This is a genomic window from Micromonospora sp. CPCC 205554 (assembly GCF_036902745.1).
GTDB lineage: Bacteria > Actinomycetota > Actinomycetes > Mycobacteriales > Micromonosporaceae > Micromonospora > Micromonospora tulbaghiae.
The window spans coordinates 140622-157534 of the sequence record NZ_JBAKHP010000001.1 but is presented as its reverse complement, the minus strand read 5'-3'; the positions used below and the strand labels follow the sequence as shown (position 1 = coordinate 157534).

The following is a 16913-nucleotide window of genomic DNA, read 5'->3' as shown; positions in this document are numbered from 1 at the left end:
GCCCGGTCACCGCCGCAGGTCGACGTCGGCGGCCGTGCCGGAGACCGGGTCCATGCAGTGGACCGTCGCGCCCGGACGCAACCGGGCGTCCGAGGCGTACCGCCGGGCCAGCTCCCGCCCGGCGGCGGCGTCGCCGCGGTCGGCGGCCACCAGCAGCGCGGCGACCTCGTCGACGAGCGTGAGGTCGGCGCCGGTCAGGTCCTCGGTCATCGCCCCGAAACCGTCCCAGAGCAGCACCTCGTCCTTGTGCCGGTGGGCCAGCTCCAGCAGCACGTAGTCGTGGATGAACCAGTCGCCCCGGAACGGCAGCGACGGGTCCACGCCGTACGTGCCGGGGTCGATCCGGCCCGCCCGGTACGCCAGCCACACCCGGGCCGCCGAGTCGAAGTGCCCCGCCTCCGGGTCGATGTCGTAGCCGTCGAACGGCCGGTCGCCCGCCGGGTCCAGCTCCGGGTCGGACCAGACCCAGCGCTCGCCGTCCCACCACTCGGCGAGCACGTGGTCGTGGTGCCAGCCGGGCACGAAGTAGCTCGCGAACCCGATGCGGCTGCGCGCCGGGACGCCGTGCTGGCGCAGCGCCGCGACCGTGAGCAGCGTGTGGTCCCGGCAGCAGCCGGCGACCCGCTCGGCGGCCGGGCGCTCGGCGGCCAGCGGCAGCGGGAACCGGGACTGGTCGGCGTCGAGGATGCGGTCCAGCCAGCGCAGGTTCACCTCGGCCCGGCGGACGTCCGGCAGCTCCACGCCACCGGCACGGTAGTGGACGATCACGTTGCGGGCGGTCGCCGCGACGGTGGGCAGGTCGGCGGGCACGGCGTCGAGCAGCGCCGCGTGGTGGCGGGGATCGCTGTACGGGGAGTGGGTCCGGTAGTCGTCGACGTCCATCCGGCCATTCTCGGCGCCGGATGCGGCCGGCGGGTGCCCGCTCGGCGCCCAATTTCACGGCACCCGAACACCAGGTCCGATCGCCGCCAGCGGCGCGGACCGGGCCGCGCCAGGCTGGGACCGTGACGACGACCCGTACCGCGTTCGGAATCCGCCCGCTGCCCGCCGAGGAGCTCGCCGGACTGCGCCGCACCGGCCGCGACGCCACCGGGCAGCCGCCCGAGCGCCGGCGCGCCACCGGCGGCGAACCGCTGCGCTGCTGCCTGCGCGACGCCCGGCCGGACGAGGATCTGCTGCTTTTCGGCTACGCCCCGCCGCTGCCGCCCGGCCCGTACCGCGAGGTGGGGCCGGTGTTCGCGCACGCCACCGGCTGCGCCGGCCCGGACGACGTGACGTCGTACCCGTCCCGGTGGCGCGGACGCGAGCAGGTGCTGCGCGCGTACGACAGCCGGGGCCGCATCGTGGGCGGACGGCGACACGACGGCGGCGACCCGGAGGCGGTGATCGCGGAGCTGTTCGCCGATCCGGCGGTGGACCTGCTGCACAGCCGCAACGTCGTGTACGGCTGCTGGATGTTCGCCGTCGTGCGGAGCTGACCGGGTTCCGGATGGACATCGGCGGACGCCTCTTCTAGCGTCGCGGTATGCGGAGGACCCTCATCGCCGGCGGGCTCGCGCTGCTCCTGCTCGGCACGGCCTGCGGGGAGAGCCGCCGGTCCGGCCCGCCGGCCGCGGCCGGCTCACCGACCGCCTCCCGGCAGGACCCGGGGCAGGTCGAGCGGACCCTGGCCAGCCTCCGCAAGATCGACGATCTGCCGATGTACGAGATGACGTACGACGGCGACTACGACCCGACCGCCGGGCTGGCCGGGTCGACGCCGCCGAGCCCGGTCGGCTGCTCGCTGTTCGCCGCGCTCGCCGACCGGCAGCGGCCGGTGTTCGCCCGCAACTTCGACTGGGAGCCGAACCCCGCGCTGGTGCTGCGCACCGACCCGCCGGACGGGTACGCCTCGATCTCGCTCGTCGACATCTCGTACCTGGGCGTGCCCGCCGACCCGACCGGGGACCGGCGGCTGCTGGACGCGCCGCTGCTGCCGTTCGACGGCATGAACGAGCGGGGCCTCGCGGTCGGGCTGGCCGCCGACGACGGGGCACGCGCCGAGCCGGTGCCCGGACTGCCGAAGGTGGGCTCGGTGCGCATCCTGCGCCTGGTGCTCGACTCGGCCGCCACGGTGGACGAGGCGGTCGCAGTGTTCCGGCGCTACAACCTCGACTTCGACGGCGGGCCGCCGCTGCACTACCTGCTGGCCGACGCGACCGGCGCGTCGGCGGTGGTGGAGTTCGTCGACGGGAAGCTCACCGTGGACCGTCGACAGGGCCCGTGGCAGGCGCTGACGAACGTGCCCGCCGTGGGTGTGCCGGACCGGGAACTGCGGCAGGACCACAGGTACGGGGTGCTGGCGAAGGAACTGGACCGCACCGGTGGAGTGGTCGACGCCGCCGGGGCGCTGCGGCTGCTGAACGCGGTACGCCAGTCGCACACCCGCTGGTCGGTGGCGTACGGGCTGCGCAGCGGCGAGGTGCGGGTGGTGACCGCCGGCGGCGGCACCCGCGACTACCGGCTGCCGATGAGCAACTGACCGCGGCCGCGGTGGCGTCGCGTCCCGTTCCGTCAGACGATCGGCTGCCGGTACCTGGCGGCGAGTGTGGACAGGTCCGGCTCGCCGAACCGCTCGACGAGTGCCGCGAACCGGTCGGCCTTGTCCGCGCCGAAGCGCCGCACGGCCACCGCGTAGGAGGCGGCGGAGACGAACGACGGTGGCGTGGTCTTGCTGTGGAACTTGTCCGCGTACATCACGAGGTGTTCCTCGGCGGTGACGGCCGTGTAGTCGGCGGCCGGGATCGGCAGCCCTTGCCGGCGGACGTCCGCCCTGGTGATCCCGACGCCGGTGTGACGGGAGCAGAACCGGGCGATCACCTCGGGCAGCCCCGCCTCCCGCGCCAGCGTGTGGCCCAGCACGCCGTGGCGTACGTAGTTCCGCTCGTCGATCCGGCCGTTCGCGTCGTAGAGGCGGTAGACCCCGATGTCGTGCAGCAGGCTGCCGGCCCGCACGACGGCGACGTCCGCGTCCGCACCGCTGCGGCCGAGCAGTTGTTCGGCGATGTCGCACACGATCCGGCAGTGCGTCCAGACGAGGCGTAACGCCTCGCGGGACGGCGCGAGCCGTTCGTGCAGCGCCCGGATCAGGGCGTCGCCCGGCACCGCCGTCCGGTCGTCGATCGTCACCGGCGCACGTGTCCGTTCCCGTCCCCGGGACCGCACCGGGCCCGGTCCCCCTCGAAGGGGGCACCGGGCCCGGCGGCGGTCAGCGGGTCACCAGCTCAGGTAGCCGGCCTGGGTCTGCACGTTCAGCTCGGGCACCAGCAGGAACTGGGCCAGCCAGGTGCGCGGGTCACGCAGCTCCAGCACGTCCAGTCCCTTCTGGATGTCGCTGGAGTAGATGTGGCCGTTGTACCAGTAGGCCGACCAGGACCCGCCGGTACGCAGCTGCGAGGCGTCCAGCGGCCCGCGCTCCCAGTAGGCGATCTCCTTGGGCTTGCGCGAGTCGGTGAAGTCCCACACCGAGATGCCGCCCTGGTACCAGGCCTGGACCATGATGTCGCGGCCGGGCACCGGGATCAGCGAGCCGTTGTGGGCCACGCAGTTCTCCGTGTCCGTGTTGACGCGGGGGATCTTGTAGTAGCTGCGGAACTCCAGCTTGCGGGCGTCGCCGCGGCCGGTGATGTCGTAGATGGCGTCCGCGCCGCGGTTCGGGCCGACCACCTCGTTGCAGGTGGCCGCGCCGCCGCCGCCCAGCTCGTCGGTGAAGACGACCTTGGTGCCGGCGTTGTTGAACGTGGCCGAGTGCCAGAACGCGAAGTTCTCCGCGTCGGTGACCCGCTCGATCACCCGGGGCGCCTCACGGTTGGCGATGTCCAGTAGGACGCCGTCACCCATGCAGGCGCCCGCGGCCAGGTCCTTCGACGGGTACGCGGTGATGTCGTGGCAGCCGGTGGTGGCCGACGACTGGCCCGGGACGCCCGGGTAGCCGCCGTCCGGGAAGAGGTTCGGCGTGGCGACCACGGAGGCCGTGGTGGGGTTCTTCACCGGCACCTTGACGATGGAGATGGAGTCGTGCGGCGGCTGGCAGTCCGGGAACTCGGCACGCGGGCTGTACGAGGAGACGTACAGGTAGACGTTCCGCTTGTCCTTGCCGGGAACCAGGGTGTGGGTGTGCGAGCCGCACGCCGTCTCCACCGACTTGATGTAGCGCGGGTTGCGCTTGTCCCGGATGTCGAAGATCTTGATGCCCTCCCAGGACTCCTTCACCGACGCCGGCTGGGTGGTGCTGGCGCAGGAGTCGTCGCTGCGGGAGGAGTCGGTCGACAGGAACAGCAGGTTGCCGTGGACCGAGATGTCGTTCTGCGAGCCGGGGCAGAGCACCTGCGACACGATCGCGGGGCGGCTCGGACGGGAGACGTCGTAGACGACGAACCCGTCGTAGTTGCCGACGAACGCGTACCGCCCCTGGAAGGCGATGTCGGTGCCGAAGGCGGCCGTGGTGTCGAACGGCGCCTGCTTCGGCAGGTTCGCCACCTGACGCAGGTTGGGGCTGCTGGAGATCTCGTCGACACCGGGGACGGCGTTGTCCACGGTGGCCGGCGCGGCCTGGGCGCGGGGGATCTCCTGCGCGCTGCTCGGTGGCGCGGTGAACACGCCGGCGAGCAGCAGGCCGGCGGCGGCCAGGCTGACGATCCGGATGCGGGACGTGCGGATGTTGATCATCGGCAACACCCTTCGAAAGGGGGTCATGATTCGCCACACCTTACCTATTGACGACGCCCATCAATGTGACCTGGGTCACACTCGGGAACTTTCGTCTATGGATAGGATCGCTGTCACCTTGACCGGAGGAGGCGTCGTATGACCAGCCGGCAGGCGCGAGTGTGGGTGGGCGTCACAGCACTGGTGACCCTCGTGGTGGTCGGAGCGGTGACGCTGACCGGGCGCGACGACGCCCGTACCCCGGAGGCTGCCGGAACCGTCGCGGTGGCCGGGCCGAGCGCGAGCGCCGCCGCGTCGGCGCCGCCGGTGGTGGTGCCCGGGCGGCCGGGGGAGCCCGCCGCGACCCGCCCCGCCGAGCAGGTCCGGGGCGCCACCACGCCGCGGTGGAACAGCCTCGACGTCTGGTACGTCCGGATGATGATCCCGCATCACGAGCAGGCCCTGGAGATGGCATCGCTCGCGCCCGGGCGCACCGCCGACGCGCGGATCCGCGCCGTGGCCGAGCGGATCCGTGCCGCGCAGGGTCCGGAGGTCGGCCTGCTGCGCGCCTGGCTCAGCACGCGTGACCTGCCCGCCGACGTGCCCGGGCACGACCACGGGAGCATGCGCGGGATGCAGTCCGCCGAGGCGATGCGGCGGCTCGCGGACGCGCGCGGCGCGGCGTTCGACCGGCTGTTCGTGCAGATGATGTCCGATCACCACCGGGGCGCGGTCGTCATGTCCACCGACCTGCTGAAGGTCGGCGTGGACCAGCCGATGCAGGAGTTCGCCACAGCGGTCGCCGTCGAGCAGTCCGCCGAGATCACCCGCATGCAGGCCCTCCTGACCCCCTGACCTGGGAGCGGGCGGGGGAGGGCGAGAGGGCGGGCCTAGGCTGGGGGATCGTGAACCGCCTGATCCTCGGTCGTCCGCTGCGGGGCGTCGCGTTCGACGCCGCCGTCTGCGGGCTCGTCGTGTTCTTCGTGCTGTCCGGGTACCTCGCCGGGCTGACCGGGCTCGCGGCGTCCGCGGTCGGCCTGGCGATGGCGGCGGTGCTGTTCGTCCGGCGTACCCACCCGTCGGTGGTGGGCGCCCTGGTGGCCGCGCTCGCGCTGGTCCAGGTGATCGCCGGCTGGGGCCCGCTCAGCTACGACGTCGCCGTGCTGATCGCCCTCTACAGCGTGGTCAAGTACGCCGACCGGCTCCGCGACGGCATCGCGGCCGGGATTGTCGCCGCGATCGGCGGAGTGCTCGCCGCGCTCCAGTCACCCGGCGCCGGGCCCTGGTGGATGGGCGCGTTCTTCTACACGCTGATCGTCGGCGCGGTCTGGCTGGCCGGGCTGAACCTGCGGACCCGCCGGCTCTACGTGGTCAGCCTGGAGGAACGTGCCGCCACGCTGGAGCGGGAACGGGAGGCGGAGGCGCGCGCCGCCGTCGCCGAGGAACGCACCCGCATCGCCCGTGAGCTGCACGACGTGGTCGCCCACAGCATGGCCGTGATGATCGTGCAGGCGGACGGGGTGCGGTTCACGCTCGACCGTGATCCGGCCACCGCCCGGGAGGCGGCCAAGGTGGTGGCGGACACCGGCCGGGCGGCGCTGGAGGAGATGCGGCGGCTGGTCGGCGTACTCCGGGAACCCGACCGCCCGGAGCCGCTGCCGGCGGCGGACGTGCCGGCTGCCGAGCCGGCGCACCGCCGACCCGCGCTGGTGGAGCTGCCCGCGTTGCTCGACCGGTTCCGCGCCGCCGGGCTGCGGATCACCTGCGGCGGCGCCGGCACCCCGCGGGTGCTGCCGCCCGGCCTGGAGCTGACCGTCTACCGCGTGGTCCAGGAGAGCCTGACCAACGCGCTCAAGCACGCGGGCGTCGGCGCGTCGGTGGAGCTGACGCTGGACTGGGCCGCGGACGCCGTCGTGGTCCGGGCGGTGGACGACGGCGGCGGCGCTCCGGTGGTCCGGCCGGCGCCGTCCGGCGGGCACGGCCTGGTCGGCATGCGGGAGAGGGTCGGGGTGTACGACGGCAGCCTCGCCGCCGGCCCCACACTCGCCGGTGGCTGGCGGGTGCAGGCGCGCCTGCCGCTGCCGGCGGCGGCCGGCATCGAGGAAGGGAGCGCGGCGGCGTGACCGTGCGGGTGATGATCGTCGACGACCAGGCGCTGGTGCGGGCCGGGTTCCGGATGGTGCTCGACTCCCAGCCGGACCTGGAGGTGGTCGGCGAGGCCATCGACGGCGCGGACGCGCTGCGGGTGCTGAACCGGGTCGAGGCCGACGTGGTGGTGATGGACCTGCGCATGCCCACCATGGACGGGGTGGAGGCGACCCGGCGAATCTGTGCCCGCCCGGACGGCGGCCCGCGCGTGCTGGTGCTCACCACGTTCGACACCGAGGCCGACGCGTTCGCCGCGCTGCGCGCCGGGGCGAGCGGGTTCCTGCTCAAGAACGTGCCGCCGGAGGAGCTCATGGCCGCGATCCGGGTGGTCGCACAGGGCGACTCGGTGGTGGCCCCGTCGATCACCCGGCGGCTGCTCGACCGGTTCGCCGGTCAACTCGGTCCCGCGCCGGCGGCGGACCCGCGGCTGGCCCAGCTCACCGAGCGGGAGCGCGAGGTGCTGCTGCTGGTGGCGCAGGGGCTCTCCAACGCCGAGATCGCCGCCCGGGTGCACGTCGCGGAGGCGACGGTGAAGACGCACGTGGGCCGGATCCTGGCCAAGCTCCAGCTCCGCGACCGGGTGCAGGCGGTGGTCCTGGCGTACGAGAGCGGCCTGGTCACGCCCGGCGGCTGACCGGTCGTACGTCTCAGGTCGTACGGGTTGGCCCGGTGGGGGACGACCGTGGTCGCACCGAGGTCGAGCGCGCAGGTGGAGATCAACCAACCGGTGCCGGACCTAGCGTCGGAAGGGTCTTCAGACCGTGTCCGACAGGAGCACCACAGTGTCCGCACCACCGACCACAGGCGTCGCCCTCGCCGCCCGCGCGCTGCGCAAGGAGTACGGCGCCGGGCAGTCCCGCGTCGTCGCGCTCGACGGCGTCGGCCTCGACCTGGCCGCCGCCCGGTTCACCGCCGTCATGGGCCCGTCCGGCTCCGGCAAGTCCACCCTGCTGCACTGCCTGGCCGGCCTCGACCGGCCGACCGCCGGTACGGTCCACATCGGTGACGCCGACCTGACGCGCCTGGACGACCGGCGGCTCACCCGGCTGCGCCGGGACCGGATCGGTTTCGTCTTCCAGAAGTTCAACCTGCTGCCCACGCTCACCGCCGAGGAGAACATCGTCCTCCCGCTGGCGATCGCCGGCCGCCGGCCGGACGCGACGTGGCTGCGTCAGGTGGTCGCCGCGGTGGGCCTGACCGACCGCCTCGGGCACCGTCCGGCCGAGCTGTCCGGCGGGCAGCAGCAGCGCGTCGCGGTGGCCCGCGCGCTGATCACCCGGCCGTGGGTGATCTTCGCCGACGAGCCGACCGGCAACCTCGACTCGCGCTCCGGCGCGGAGGTGCTGCGGCTGCTGCGCGAGGCGGTGGACACGCTCGGCCAGACCGTCATCATGGTCACCCACGACCCGGCCGCCGCCGTGCACGCCGACCGGGTGGTCTTCCTCGCCGACGGCCGACTGGTCGACGAGCTGCACGAGCCGACAGTCGGCGAGGTCCGGGACGCGCTCAGCCGGCTCGACCCGGCCGTGGCCCCGGCGGGGCGGTGACCGGGATGCTGCGCCTGACCCTGCGCCAGGTCCGCGCCGACGGCCTGCGCCTGCTGCTGTCCTCGCTGGCGATCGTGCTCGGCGTCGCGTTCGTCGCCGGCACGCTGATGTTCACCGACGGCATGCGCGCCGGGGCGTACGAGCGGGCCGGTGAGTTCGACAGGCACACCGACCTGGCCGCGTACGCCGGGACCGACCCGCTGCCCCCGGCGTTCGTGGACCGGGTACGCGCCGTCGACGGGGTGGCCGCCGCGGCGGGGGAGCTGACCGGCTCCGCCGGAGTCGTCGGCGCCGACGGCCGTCCCGTGCTCGGGTACGCGGTGCTCGCCGCGATCCCCACCGAGCCGGACCTGCAGTCCTACGACGTGGTGGCCGGGCGGCTGCCGCAGCGCCCCGGCGAGGTGGTGCTGGACGACGAGACAGTCGCCGAGCAGCGCTTCACGCTGGGCGGGCCGGTGTCGATCGGCGGGCGGGACGGCGCGGCCCGCCCGTACACCCTGGTCGGCACCGTCGACGTGGACGGCAGCTCCCGCGACGTCGGCGGCCCGTACATCGGGCTGACCGGCCCGGACGCGCTCGTCGTCAGCGGCGAGAAGGGCTTCGGCCGGATCATGGTGGCGGCGCGGCCCGGTGTGGACGCGGTGGCGCTGGCCGACCGGATCCGCGCCGTGGTGGGGCCGGACGTGACGGTCCGGGACCGCGACGCCGTCCTCGACGCGGCCGTCGACGACGCGGTACGCGACCTGCGGCAGTTCGGGATGCTGCTGGGCACGTTCGCGGCGGTCGCCGTGGTGGTGGCCGGCTTCGTGATCGCCAACACCTTCGCCATCGTGCTCGCCCAGCGTTCCCGGCGTACCGCGCTGCTGCGCCTGGTCGGCGCCACCCGGGGGCAGATCTACCGGGCCACGCTGTCCGAGGCCGCGGTGACCGGCCTGCTCGCCTCGGTGGCCGGGGTGGTGGCCGGCGCGGCGGTGGCCGGCGGCCTCGGCCTCCTGCTCGCCGGCACCGGCGCGCCGCTGGGCAGCGGGCTCACCCTGACCCCGCGTACGCTGCTGGTCTCGCTGGGGCTGGGGACGCTGCTCACGGTGGCGTCGGCAGCGCTGCCGGCCTGGCAGGGCACCCGGGTCGCCCCGGTGGCCGCGCTCACCGACGCGGCGGTCGACCCGGTCCGCCCGGCCGGGCGGATCCGGCTGGCGGTCGGCGCGCTGGCGCTCGCCGCCGGTGTGGCGGCGCTGGTCGGCGCCGGGGCCACCGGCCAGGTGGTACTGGTCGCGGCCGGCGGGTTGCTGGCCTTCGGCGGCATCGTGGCGTTCGGCCCGGTGCTGGTGCCGGCGCTGGTACGGGTGCTCGGCGGGCCGTTCCGCGCGGCGTTCGGCGCCACCGGCGCTCTGGCCGTGTCGAACGCGGTGCGCAATCCACGACGGGTCGCCGCCACCGCGACGGCCATGGTGATCGGCATCGGGCTGGTCTCCGCCTTCGTGGTCGGCGCGGCGAGCGTCAAGTCCGGCATCGAACGCGCGGTGGACGCCCGGATCGGCGTGGACTTCCTGGTCACCGGCATCGGCGGTGACCTGCCGGCCACGCTCGCCGGCGATCTGGCCGCCCGTCCGGAGCTGGGTGTGGTGCACGAGCAGCGCAGCCGGGTGGTCGACGACGTGCAGCTGCGCGCCGCGCATCCGGCGCTGGTCCGGCGGACGCTGTCGGCCGTGGACGCCGGTGACCCGGCGGACCTGGGGCCGGGGGCGGTTCTGGTGCACCGCGAACTGGCCGCCGCCCGGGGCTGGACAGCCGGCTCCACGATCACGCTCGCCGGGCGGCCGTTCCGGGTCGCCGCCGTGGTGGCCGACGAGGAGCCGGTCCTGGCCGGCAGCCCGGTGCCCGCCGGTCACCTGGTAGACGTGGCGGACAGCGACTTCAGCGCCATGTTCCCCGCCGAGCGCGGCCATCTGGCCGAGGTGGACCCGGCCGCCGGGGTGAGCGTCGACGCGGCCCGGGCGGCTGTCGAGTCGGTGCTGGCCCGCTACCCGACGGTGAACGTGATGGACCAGGCCGCGTACAAGAAGATGCTTACCGGCACCGTCGACCTGGTGCTGGGGTTCGTCACCGCGCTGCTCGGCCTGGCCGTGGTGATCTCGCTGGTCGGGGTCGCCAACACGCTCAGCCTGTCCGTCGTGGAACGCACTCGGGAGACCGCGGTGCTGCGCGCGGTCGGGCTGAGCCGGGCCGGGATGCGGGGCGTGCTCGCGGTCGAGGCGGTGCTCACCGCGCTCGTCGGCACGCTGCTCGGCATCGCGCTCGGCACCGGGGCGGCGGCCGGGGCGATGTCCGTGGTCGCCCGCATCGGTGGTGACTTCACGCTGGTGCTGCCCTGGGGACGGATCGGGCTGATCGTCGCCGTGGCGGTGGTGGCCGCGCTGCTCGCCTCGGTCCTGCCGGCCCGCCGCGCCCTGTCCCGGCCGGTGGTGGCGTCGCTCGGCGCGGACTGACCGCCCGGTCCCGGACACGGACGAGCCGGCTCCGCCGTGGGCGGGGCCGGCTCGTGGGTGCCGTGGGTCAGGGCTGCGTGGCCGGCTGCCCGCCGGTGTCACCGCCGCCGGTGCCGGTGCCCGGGTCGGCGGTGGTCGGGTCCGGCGCGGGCGGCGTGGTGGGCGCCGTCGTCGTCGGCGCGCTGGACGGCGTGCTGCTCGGCTCGTCCGTCGGGGCCGGCTCGTCGGTCACGCTCGGCTGCGCCGACGGGGTCGCCGAGGTGCTCGGCGTCACCGAGGGCGTGGCCGACGGCCGGCCGCCCGGACCGGCCGGGCGGTAGGTGTACTCGTCGTCCGCCGACGGCTCGTCGACGACCGGCTCGGCGGCCTGGTCGCTCGGCGCCACCGCCGGGGCGGTCTTGTCGATCTTCGTGGCCGGTTCGGCGGTGTCGTTCGCGGCCGCCACCAGTGCGCCCAGCGCGCCCATCGCCACCAGCACCGCGCCCAGCGCCCCGACGAGCGTGCCGCGCCGGCCCCGCCGCCGGGACGTCGCCACCGCGGCGCCCGGGCGGACCGCCGGCTGGTCGTCCCGCGACCGCGCCGGACCCGCCGCGCCGCGCAGCGCCACAGTGGCCGTCGGGGAGTCGGTACGCGCGGCCCGCGCCGCGTCGGCCATCGCCGCCGCGCTCGGGTAGCGGTCGGCCGGATCCTTCGCCAGCGCCCGCGACACCAGCTCGCGCACCGACGCCGGGATCTCCGCCGGCAGCTCCGGCGGCTCGTCGTCGAGATGGCGTACGGCCACCTGGAGCGGGTTGTCGCCGGTGAACGGCGGGCTGCCGGTGAGGCAGCAGTACGCGACCGCGCCGAGCGCGTACACGTCGGTGGCACCCGAGACGGGCCGGCCGGCGGCCTGCTCCGGCGCCATGTAGAGGGCGGTGCCGGGCACCGCGTTCGTGCTGGTGATGCTCGTGACGTTGGTCGAGCGGGCCACCCCGAAATCGACCAGGACCACGGTGCCGTCGTCCTGCACGAGCAGGTTGCTCGGCTTCACGTCGCGGTGGACGATGCCGCGGCCGTGCGCCGCGTGCAGCGCCTGCGCCACCTGGGCCACGATCGACATCGTCTCGGCGACCTCGAGCTGCCCGGCGGTTTCGATCCGCCGTGACAGCGGCTCACCGGCGACGAACTCCATCACCAGGTAGTCGGCCCGGCCGCCGCCGGGCAGGTCGTCCTCGCCGCAGTCGAAGACCTGGACCACGCCGGGGTGGCGCAGGGAGGCCATGATCCGGGCCTCGGACCGGAACCGGGCGATGAAGTCGGGGTCGGACACCAGGGCGGGAAGCAGCACCTTCACCGCTACCGGGCGACCGAGGACAAGGTCGGTGGCACGCCAGACGTCGCCCATGCCGCCGGTGGCGACACGGTCATCCAGGCGGTACCGACCGCTGAGTACGACGTCTGAGGACAGCACCCCCATACCGTACCCACAGCAGGCGCGAAGTATTTCCCGCGATATCCGCGTCCGGTGCCGCCGGGCCGAAAGGACGGTGTCCGGCAGCCGGGACGCCGATCGGCTGATCGTGATCGACCCGGTACGATCGGCCAGAAAGTTACGCGCCCCCGTGCTCCCGGCCCGCCGTGCCGACCGTGGTCCATCTCGGGGGAGCGTAGCGCCCGCCCTCGGCGTTACCACGACACGCCGATGCCGGGGCTAGACATTTCTCTCTGTTTTCCCGGTCCCCGGCGGCTTGCCGAACCACCCTGCCCGTCCCGGCGTCGGCCCGACTCCCGGCCGCCCCCGGACGCCGGTACGGTATGTCCCGCCGACGCCCGATGCCGCGCGGCAGTGTCCACGGCACCCCGCACCCTCGTGCTGGTGCCTGATCAGCTCACCGGGGGGCCGAGTGCGGATGGCGGTGTGGTCACTGGCACCCGTCGACGCCCGGGGCCGGGCCGTCACGGGACGGCGAGCGTGACGGCCGAGCTGAACGAGGCGGTCGCCGGGGCGCAGGCGGGCGACGAGGAGGCGTTCCGGTTCCTCTACCGCAGCCTGCAACCCGCGCTGCTGCGCTACCTGACCGCGCTCGTCGGCGCCGACGCCGAGGACGTGGCCTCGGAGGCGTGGCTCCAGATCTCGCGTGACCTGCCGTCGTTCACCGGCGGCGAGTTCCGCGCCTGGGTGGTCACGATCGCCCGTAACCGGGCCATGGACCATCTGCGCCGGCAGCGGCGGCGTCCCTCCGTACCGGTGCCGGTGCAGGCCCTCAACGACCTGGCCGCCGACGCCGACACCGCCGACCGGGCCGGTGAGGCCATCGCCACCGAGAGCGCGCTGGCGCTGATCCGTACGCTGCCGCCGGCCGAGGCCGAGGCGGTGATGCTGCGGGCCGTCATCGGCCTGGACGCGGAGACCGCCGGGCGGGTGCTGGGCCGGCGGGCCGGCGCGGTGCGCACCGCCGCGCACCGGGGCCTGCGGCGGCTGGCCGCGATGCTGGAGCGCTCGGCGGCGCAGGCCGCGCCGGACGACACCCGGGACGCCGTCGCGCCGCGTCCCCGGACCGAGCGCCAGGTGCCGCACGCGCCCGAGGCCGAGCCGGCGGAGGGCTGACGTGAGGGGAGACGACGGCATGCACGCTCGCCGGTCCGGCGGGCCCGCCGACCGGGCGGAGTCCGACCGGCTGCTCGACGCCGCGCGCGCCGGCACGCCGCCGGAGGCCGACGCCGATCCGCTGACCCGGCTGTTGTCCGCCGCCGCCGGACCGGCGTCCCCCGGCGAGGTCGCCGGAGAGGAGCAGGCGCTCGCCGCCTTCCGGGCGGCCCGCGCCGGGACCACGGCGGCGCCGGTGCCGGTGACCGCGCCGCGCCCGCGCCGGCGCCTGCGGATCGCCGCCGCGCTCTCCGGGCTCGCCGCCACCGCTGTCGCCGGGGTGGCGTTCGCCGCCGTGCGCCTGGACCGCCACCCCGAGCCGGTGGTCCCGCCCGCGACGGTCGGCCCCACCGGCGCCGGACCGACCGGCACCGGCCCCGCCGTCACCGGGCCGTCCCGGCCGGCGCCGAGCACCCCGGCCGGTGACGCGTCCGGTGCGGCGTCGCCACCGGCGCCGACGCCGTCCGGGACACCGAGCGTCAAGGCCGGGCCACCCGCGCCCCCGGTGAGGGCCGGCCTGGCCGGTCACTGCCGCGCCTACCTGGCCAAGTCGGAGCGGCAGCGGGAGAAGGCGCTCACCACGCCGGGCTTCGCCGACCTGGTGGCCGCCGCCGGCGGCCCCGAGCAGGTGGAGGGCTACTGCCGCAACCTGGTCGGCGCGCCGGCGGACGACCCGGACGACGAACCGGAGCCCGAGCGCCCGGGTCCGCGGACGGACGACTGAACGCCGCGGCGCAATCAGATTCCGGACAAAATTTCATCTCTCCGGGCAAGCGGAACTCGTCTGCTAGACAGAGGATGGTGGACGGCGTCCCGTGCCGTCCCGGCCGGGCGCGTCGCCACGACGTCGTCGTCCATCGCCGAGGAGGAGCCGTCCGATGGTGATGTCGCCGGATCTGGACCGGGCAGTTGTCCTGGGAGACGAGGAGGCGGCCCGGGGCCACCTCGCCCGGATCTGCTTCAAGACCGGGCCACCCGCGCTCGTCGGCGTCGAACTGGAATGGACCGTGCACGACGCCGCGGACCCGGCCCGGCCGGTGGACCGCGAGCGACTACGCGAGGCGCTGGGGCGGCACAGCCCTGTGACCCTCGACCCCACCAGCCCGGCCGACGAGCTCCGGCGCGGCGGCGCCGTGACCGTGGAGCCCGGCGGGCAGGTGGAGATCTCCGCGACACCGCGATCATCGGTCGCCGCGCTGATCCTGGCCACCGAGGCCGACGTCGCCGAACTGCGGGCCCGGCTGGACGCCGCCGGCCTGGTGCTCGGCCGCAGCGGCATGGACCCCTGGCGCCTTCCCCGGCCCGTCGTGGAGACCCCGCGCTACCGGGCCATGCGGTGTGCCTTCGACCGCCGTGGCCCGGCGGGACGGGCGATGATGTACAGCACCGCCGGCCTCCAGGTCTGCCTGGACGCGGGCGAGCCGGAGCATCTGGCGCAGCGCTGGGCCGCCGCGCACGCCGTCGGCCCGCCACTGCTCGCCGCCTTCGCCACCGCCGACCGGCACGCGGGGCGCCGCACCGGCTGGGCCTCCGCCCGGATGGCCACCTGGCTGGCCATCGACCCGGCCCGGACAGGTCCGGTCTGGTCGCCCGGGCGTGCCGAGGAGGATCCGGTGGCGGCCTGGACCGGGTACGCGCTCGCCGCGCCGCTGCTCTGCGTACGCGGCGACGGCCCGGACTGGACCGCGCCGCCCGGTGTCACGTTCGCCGACTGGTTGGCCGGGGCGCTGCCCCGTCCGCCCACCACCGACGACCTGGAGTACCACCTCAGCACGCTGTTCCCGCCGGTCCGCCCGCGCGGCTACCTCGAACTGCGCTACCTGGACACCCAGCCCGGCCCGGAGTGGACCGTGCCGCTTGCGGTGCTGGCGGCGATCTTCGCCGATCCGGCCACCACCCGGGACGCGCTGGCGGCTGCCGCTCCGGTCGCCGACCGGTGGCGCGCGGCGGCCCGGTGCGGGCTGGCCGAGCGCCCGCTGGCGGTTGCCGCGGCGGCGCTGTTCGACCTGGCCCTGACGGCCCTGCCCCGGCTCGGCCTGCCGGCCGGCCTCCACGACGAGACCCAGCGAGCGATCCGGCGGCACCGTGCCGCCGCGGAGAGGGGACACCGGTGACCACCACCGAGCGACTACGCGACCGGATCGCCGCGGAGCTGGAGCGCACCCGGGCCCGTACCGCGCTGCTGACCGACGCGGTGGACGACGACGACCTGGTCCGGCAGCACTCCACACTGATGTCGCCGCTGGTGTGGGACCTGGCGCACGTCGGCAACCAGGAGGAGCTGTGGCTGGTCCGTGACGTCGGCGGCCGCGACCCGGTGCGCCACGACATCGACGACCTCTACGACGCGTTCAAGCAGCCACGCAAGGACCGGCCGGCGCTGCCGCTGCTGCCGCCGGCCGAGGCCCGCGCCTACGTGCGGACGGTGCGGGACAAGGTGTTCGACCTGCTCGACGGCATCCGCTTCACCGAGCGTCCCCTCGTCGCCGACGGGTTCGCGTTCGGCATGATCGTGCAGCACGAGCAGCAGCACGACGAGACCATGCTCGCCACCCACCAGCTGCGCGCCGGCGCCCCGGTGCTCGACGCGCCGCCCCCGCCGGAGCCCCGCGCCCGGGCCGGGGGGGAGGTACGGGTGCCGGCCGGGCCGTTCACCATGGGCACCTCCACCGACCCGTGGGCGCTGGACAACGAGCGCCCGGCCCACACCGTCGACCTGCCCGCGTATCTCATCGACGCCGCCCCGGTGACGAACGGGCAGTACCGGGCGTTCATCGCCGACGGCGGGTACGACGAGCCGCGCTGGTGGAGCGAGGCCGGCTGGCGGCACCGCGTCGAGGCGGACCTGAGCGCGCCGATGCACTGGCGGCGCGACGGGGACGGCTGGGCGTACCGCCGGTTCGGCCGCTGGTCGCCGGTGCGCGACGACGAGCCGGTGGTGCACGTCTGCTGGTACGAGGCGGCGGCGTACGCGGCGTGGGCCGGCAAGCGGCTGCCGACGGAGGCGGAGTGGGAGAAGGCGGCTCGCTGGGATCCGGCGACCGGCCGGTCCCGCCGCTACCCGTGGGGCGACGAGGACCCCACCACGGAGCACGCCAACCTGGGGCAGCGGCACCTGTGGCCGGCGCCGGTGGGCGCGTACCCGGCCGGCGCCTCGCCGCTGGGCGTGCACCAGCTCGTCGGCGACGTCTGGGAGTGGACCTCCTCGCCCTTCCGGGGCCACCCGGGCTTCACCGCGTTCCCGTACCGGGAGTACTCGGAGGTGTTCTTCGGCGACGACCACCGGGTGCTGCGGGGCGGCTCGTTCGGCACCGACCGGTCCGCCTGCCGGGGCACGTTCCGCAACTGGGACTACCCGATCCGGCGGCAGATCTTCAGCGGATTCCGCTGCGCCCGTGACGCCGGACCGGAGGAGTGAGC

General features: G+C 75.1%; 15 protein-coding genes. 11 read left to right on the top strand and 4 right to left on the bottom strand.

What is annotated here, in order from left to right; all coding sequences use genetic code 11:
• Nucleotides 1–6: 6 nt before the first annotated feature.
• Nucleotides 7–882 (bottom strand): transglutaminase domain-containing protein, encoded by an 876-nt coding sequence (locus V6U82_RS00760; protein ID WP_334458557.1) that lies wholly within the window; start codon nt 880–882, stop codon nt 7–9.
• 122 nt (nt 883–1004) lie between these two features.
• On the opposite strand from V6U82_RS00760, the gene V6U82_RS00755 reads away from it, so the two are divergent.
• Nucleotides 1005–1478 (top strand): DUF1203 domain-containing protein, encoded by a 474-nt coding sequence (locus V6U82_RS00755; RefSeq protein ID WP_334458556.1) that lies wholly within the window; start codon nt 1005–1007, stop codon nt 1476–1478.
• A gap of 47 nt (nt 1479–1525) precedes the next feature.
• Nucleotides 1526–2521: a carcinine hydrolase/isopenicillin-N N-acyltransferase family protein gene (locus V6U82_RS00750; protein WP_334458555.1), complete on the top strand. Its 996-nt coding sequence runs from the start codon at nt 1526–1528 to the stop codon at nt 2519–2521.
• A gap of 32 nt (nt 2522–2553) precedes the next feature.
• Here the strand turns inward: V6U82_RS00750 and V6U82_RS00745 are convergent, their stop codons facing one another.
• Nucleotides 2554–3168, bottom strand: coding sequence for an HD domain-containing protein (locus V6U82_RS00745; RefSeq protein ID WP_181726735.1), 615 nt, complete (start codon nt 3166–3168; stop codon nt 2554–2556).
• A gap of 87 nt (nt 3169–3255) precedes the next feature.
• Entirely contained in the window at nt 3256–4707 is a 1452-nt protein-coding gene (locus tag V6U82_RS00740) for an LVIVD repeat-containing protein (protein ID WP_334458554.1), read from the bottom strand.
• Nucleotides 4708–4845: 138 nt separating this feature from the next.
• On the opposite strand from V6U82_RS00740, the gene V6U82_RS00735 reads away from it, so the two are divergent.
• The 5 genes from V6U82_RS00735 to V6U82_RS00715 all read left to right on the top strand — a co-directional run bounded on the left by V6U82_RS00735 (nt 4846) and on the right by V6U82_RS00715 (nt 10867).
• Nucleotides 4846–5541, top strand: a complete 696-nt coding sequence (locus V6U82_RS00735) for a DUF305 domain-containing protein (protein ID WP_334458553.1) — start codon at nt 4846–4848, stop codon at nt 5539–5541.
• Between the two features lie 50 nt (nt 5542–5591).
• A complete protein-coding gene (locus V6U82_RS00730; protein ID WP_334458552.1) occupies nt 5592–6809 on the top strand; it encodes a sensor histidine kinase in 1218 nt (405 codons plus the stop codon).
• Nucleotides 6806–7468, top strand: a complete 663-nt coding sequence (locus V6U82_RS00725; protein WP_128139207.1) for a response regulator — start codon at nt 6806–6808, stop codon at nt 7466–7468. Before V6U82_RS00730 ends, V6U82_RS00725 begins: the two co-directional genes overlap by 4 nt.
• A 148-nt stretch (nt 7469–7616) precedes the next feature.
• Nucleotides 7617–8381 carry an ABC transporter ATP-binding protein gene (locus V6U82_RS00720; RefSeq protein WP_334458551.1) on the top strand — a complete coding sequence of 255 codons (765 nt, stop codon included), beginning with the start codon at nt 7617–7619 and terminating at the stop codon, nt 8379–8381.
• 5 nt (nt 8382–8386) lie between these two features.
• A complete protein-coding gene (locus V6U82_RS00715) occupies nt 8387–10867 on the top strand; it encodes an ABC transporter permease (RefSeq protein ID WP_334458550.1) in 2481 nt (826 codons plus the stop codon).
• A 67-nt stretch (nt 10868–10934) separates the two neighbouring features.
• On the opposite strand, the gene V6U82_RS00710 is transcribed toward V6U82_RS00715, so the two are convergent.
• The gene (locus tag V6U82_RS00710; RefSeq protein WP_334458549.1) at nt 10935–12317 is read right to left on the bottom strand and encodes a serine/threonine-protein kinase; all 1383 of its coding nucleotides are present in this window, start codon (nt 12315–12317) and stop codon (nt 10935–10937) included.
• A gap of 501 nt (nt 12318–12818) precedes the next feature.
• On the opposite strand from V6U82_RS00710, the gene V6U82_RS00705 reads away from it, so the two are divergent.
• From V6U82_RS00705 to egtB, 4 genes are all read left to right on the top strand, one after another.
• The gene (locus tag V6U82_RS00705) at nt 12819–13454 is read left to right on the top strand and encodes an RNA polymerase sigma factor (RefSeq protein ID WP_334458547.1); all 636 of its coding nucleotides are present in this window, start codon (nt 12819–12821) and stop codon (nt 13452–13454) included.
• Between the two features lies 1 nt (nt 13455).
• Complete coding sequence (locus V6U82_RS00700) at nt 13456–14217, top strand: hypothetical protein (protein ID WP_334458546.1); 762 nt, start codon at nt 13456–13458, stop codon at nt 14215–14217.
• A 154-nt stretch (nt 14218–14371) separates the two neighbouring features.
• Nucleotides 14372–15607, top strand: coding sequence for an ergothioneine biosynthesis glutamate--cysteine ligase EgtA (egtA, locus tag V6U82_RS00695; RefSeq protein WP_334458545.1), 1236 nt, complete (start codon nt 14372–14374; stop codon nt 15605–15607).
• On the top strand, nt 15604–16911 hold the full coding sequence (egtB, locus tag V6U82_RS00690; protein ID WP_128137943.1) for an ergothioneine biosynthesis protein EgtB: 1308 nt from the start codon (nt 15604–15606) through the stop codon (nt 16909–16911). Before egtA ends, egtB begins: the two co-directional genes overlap by 4 nt.
• The last annotated feature ends 2 nt before the right edge of the window (nt 16912–16913 follow it).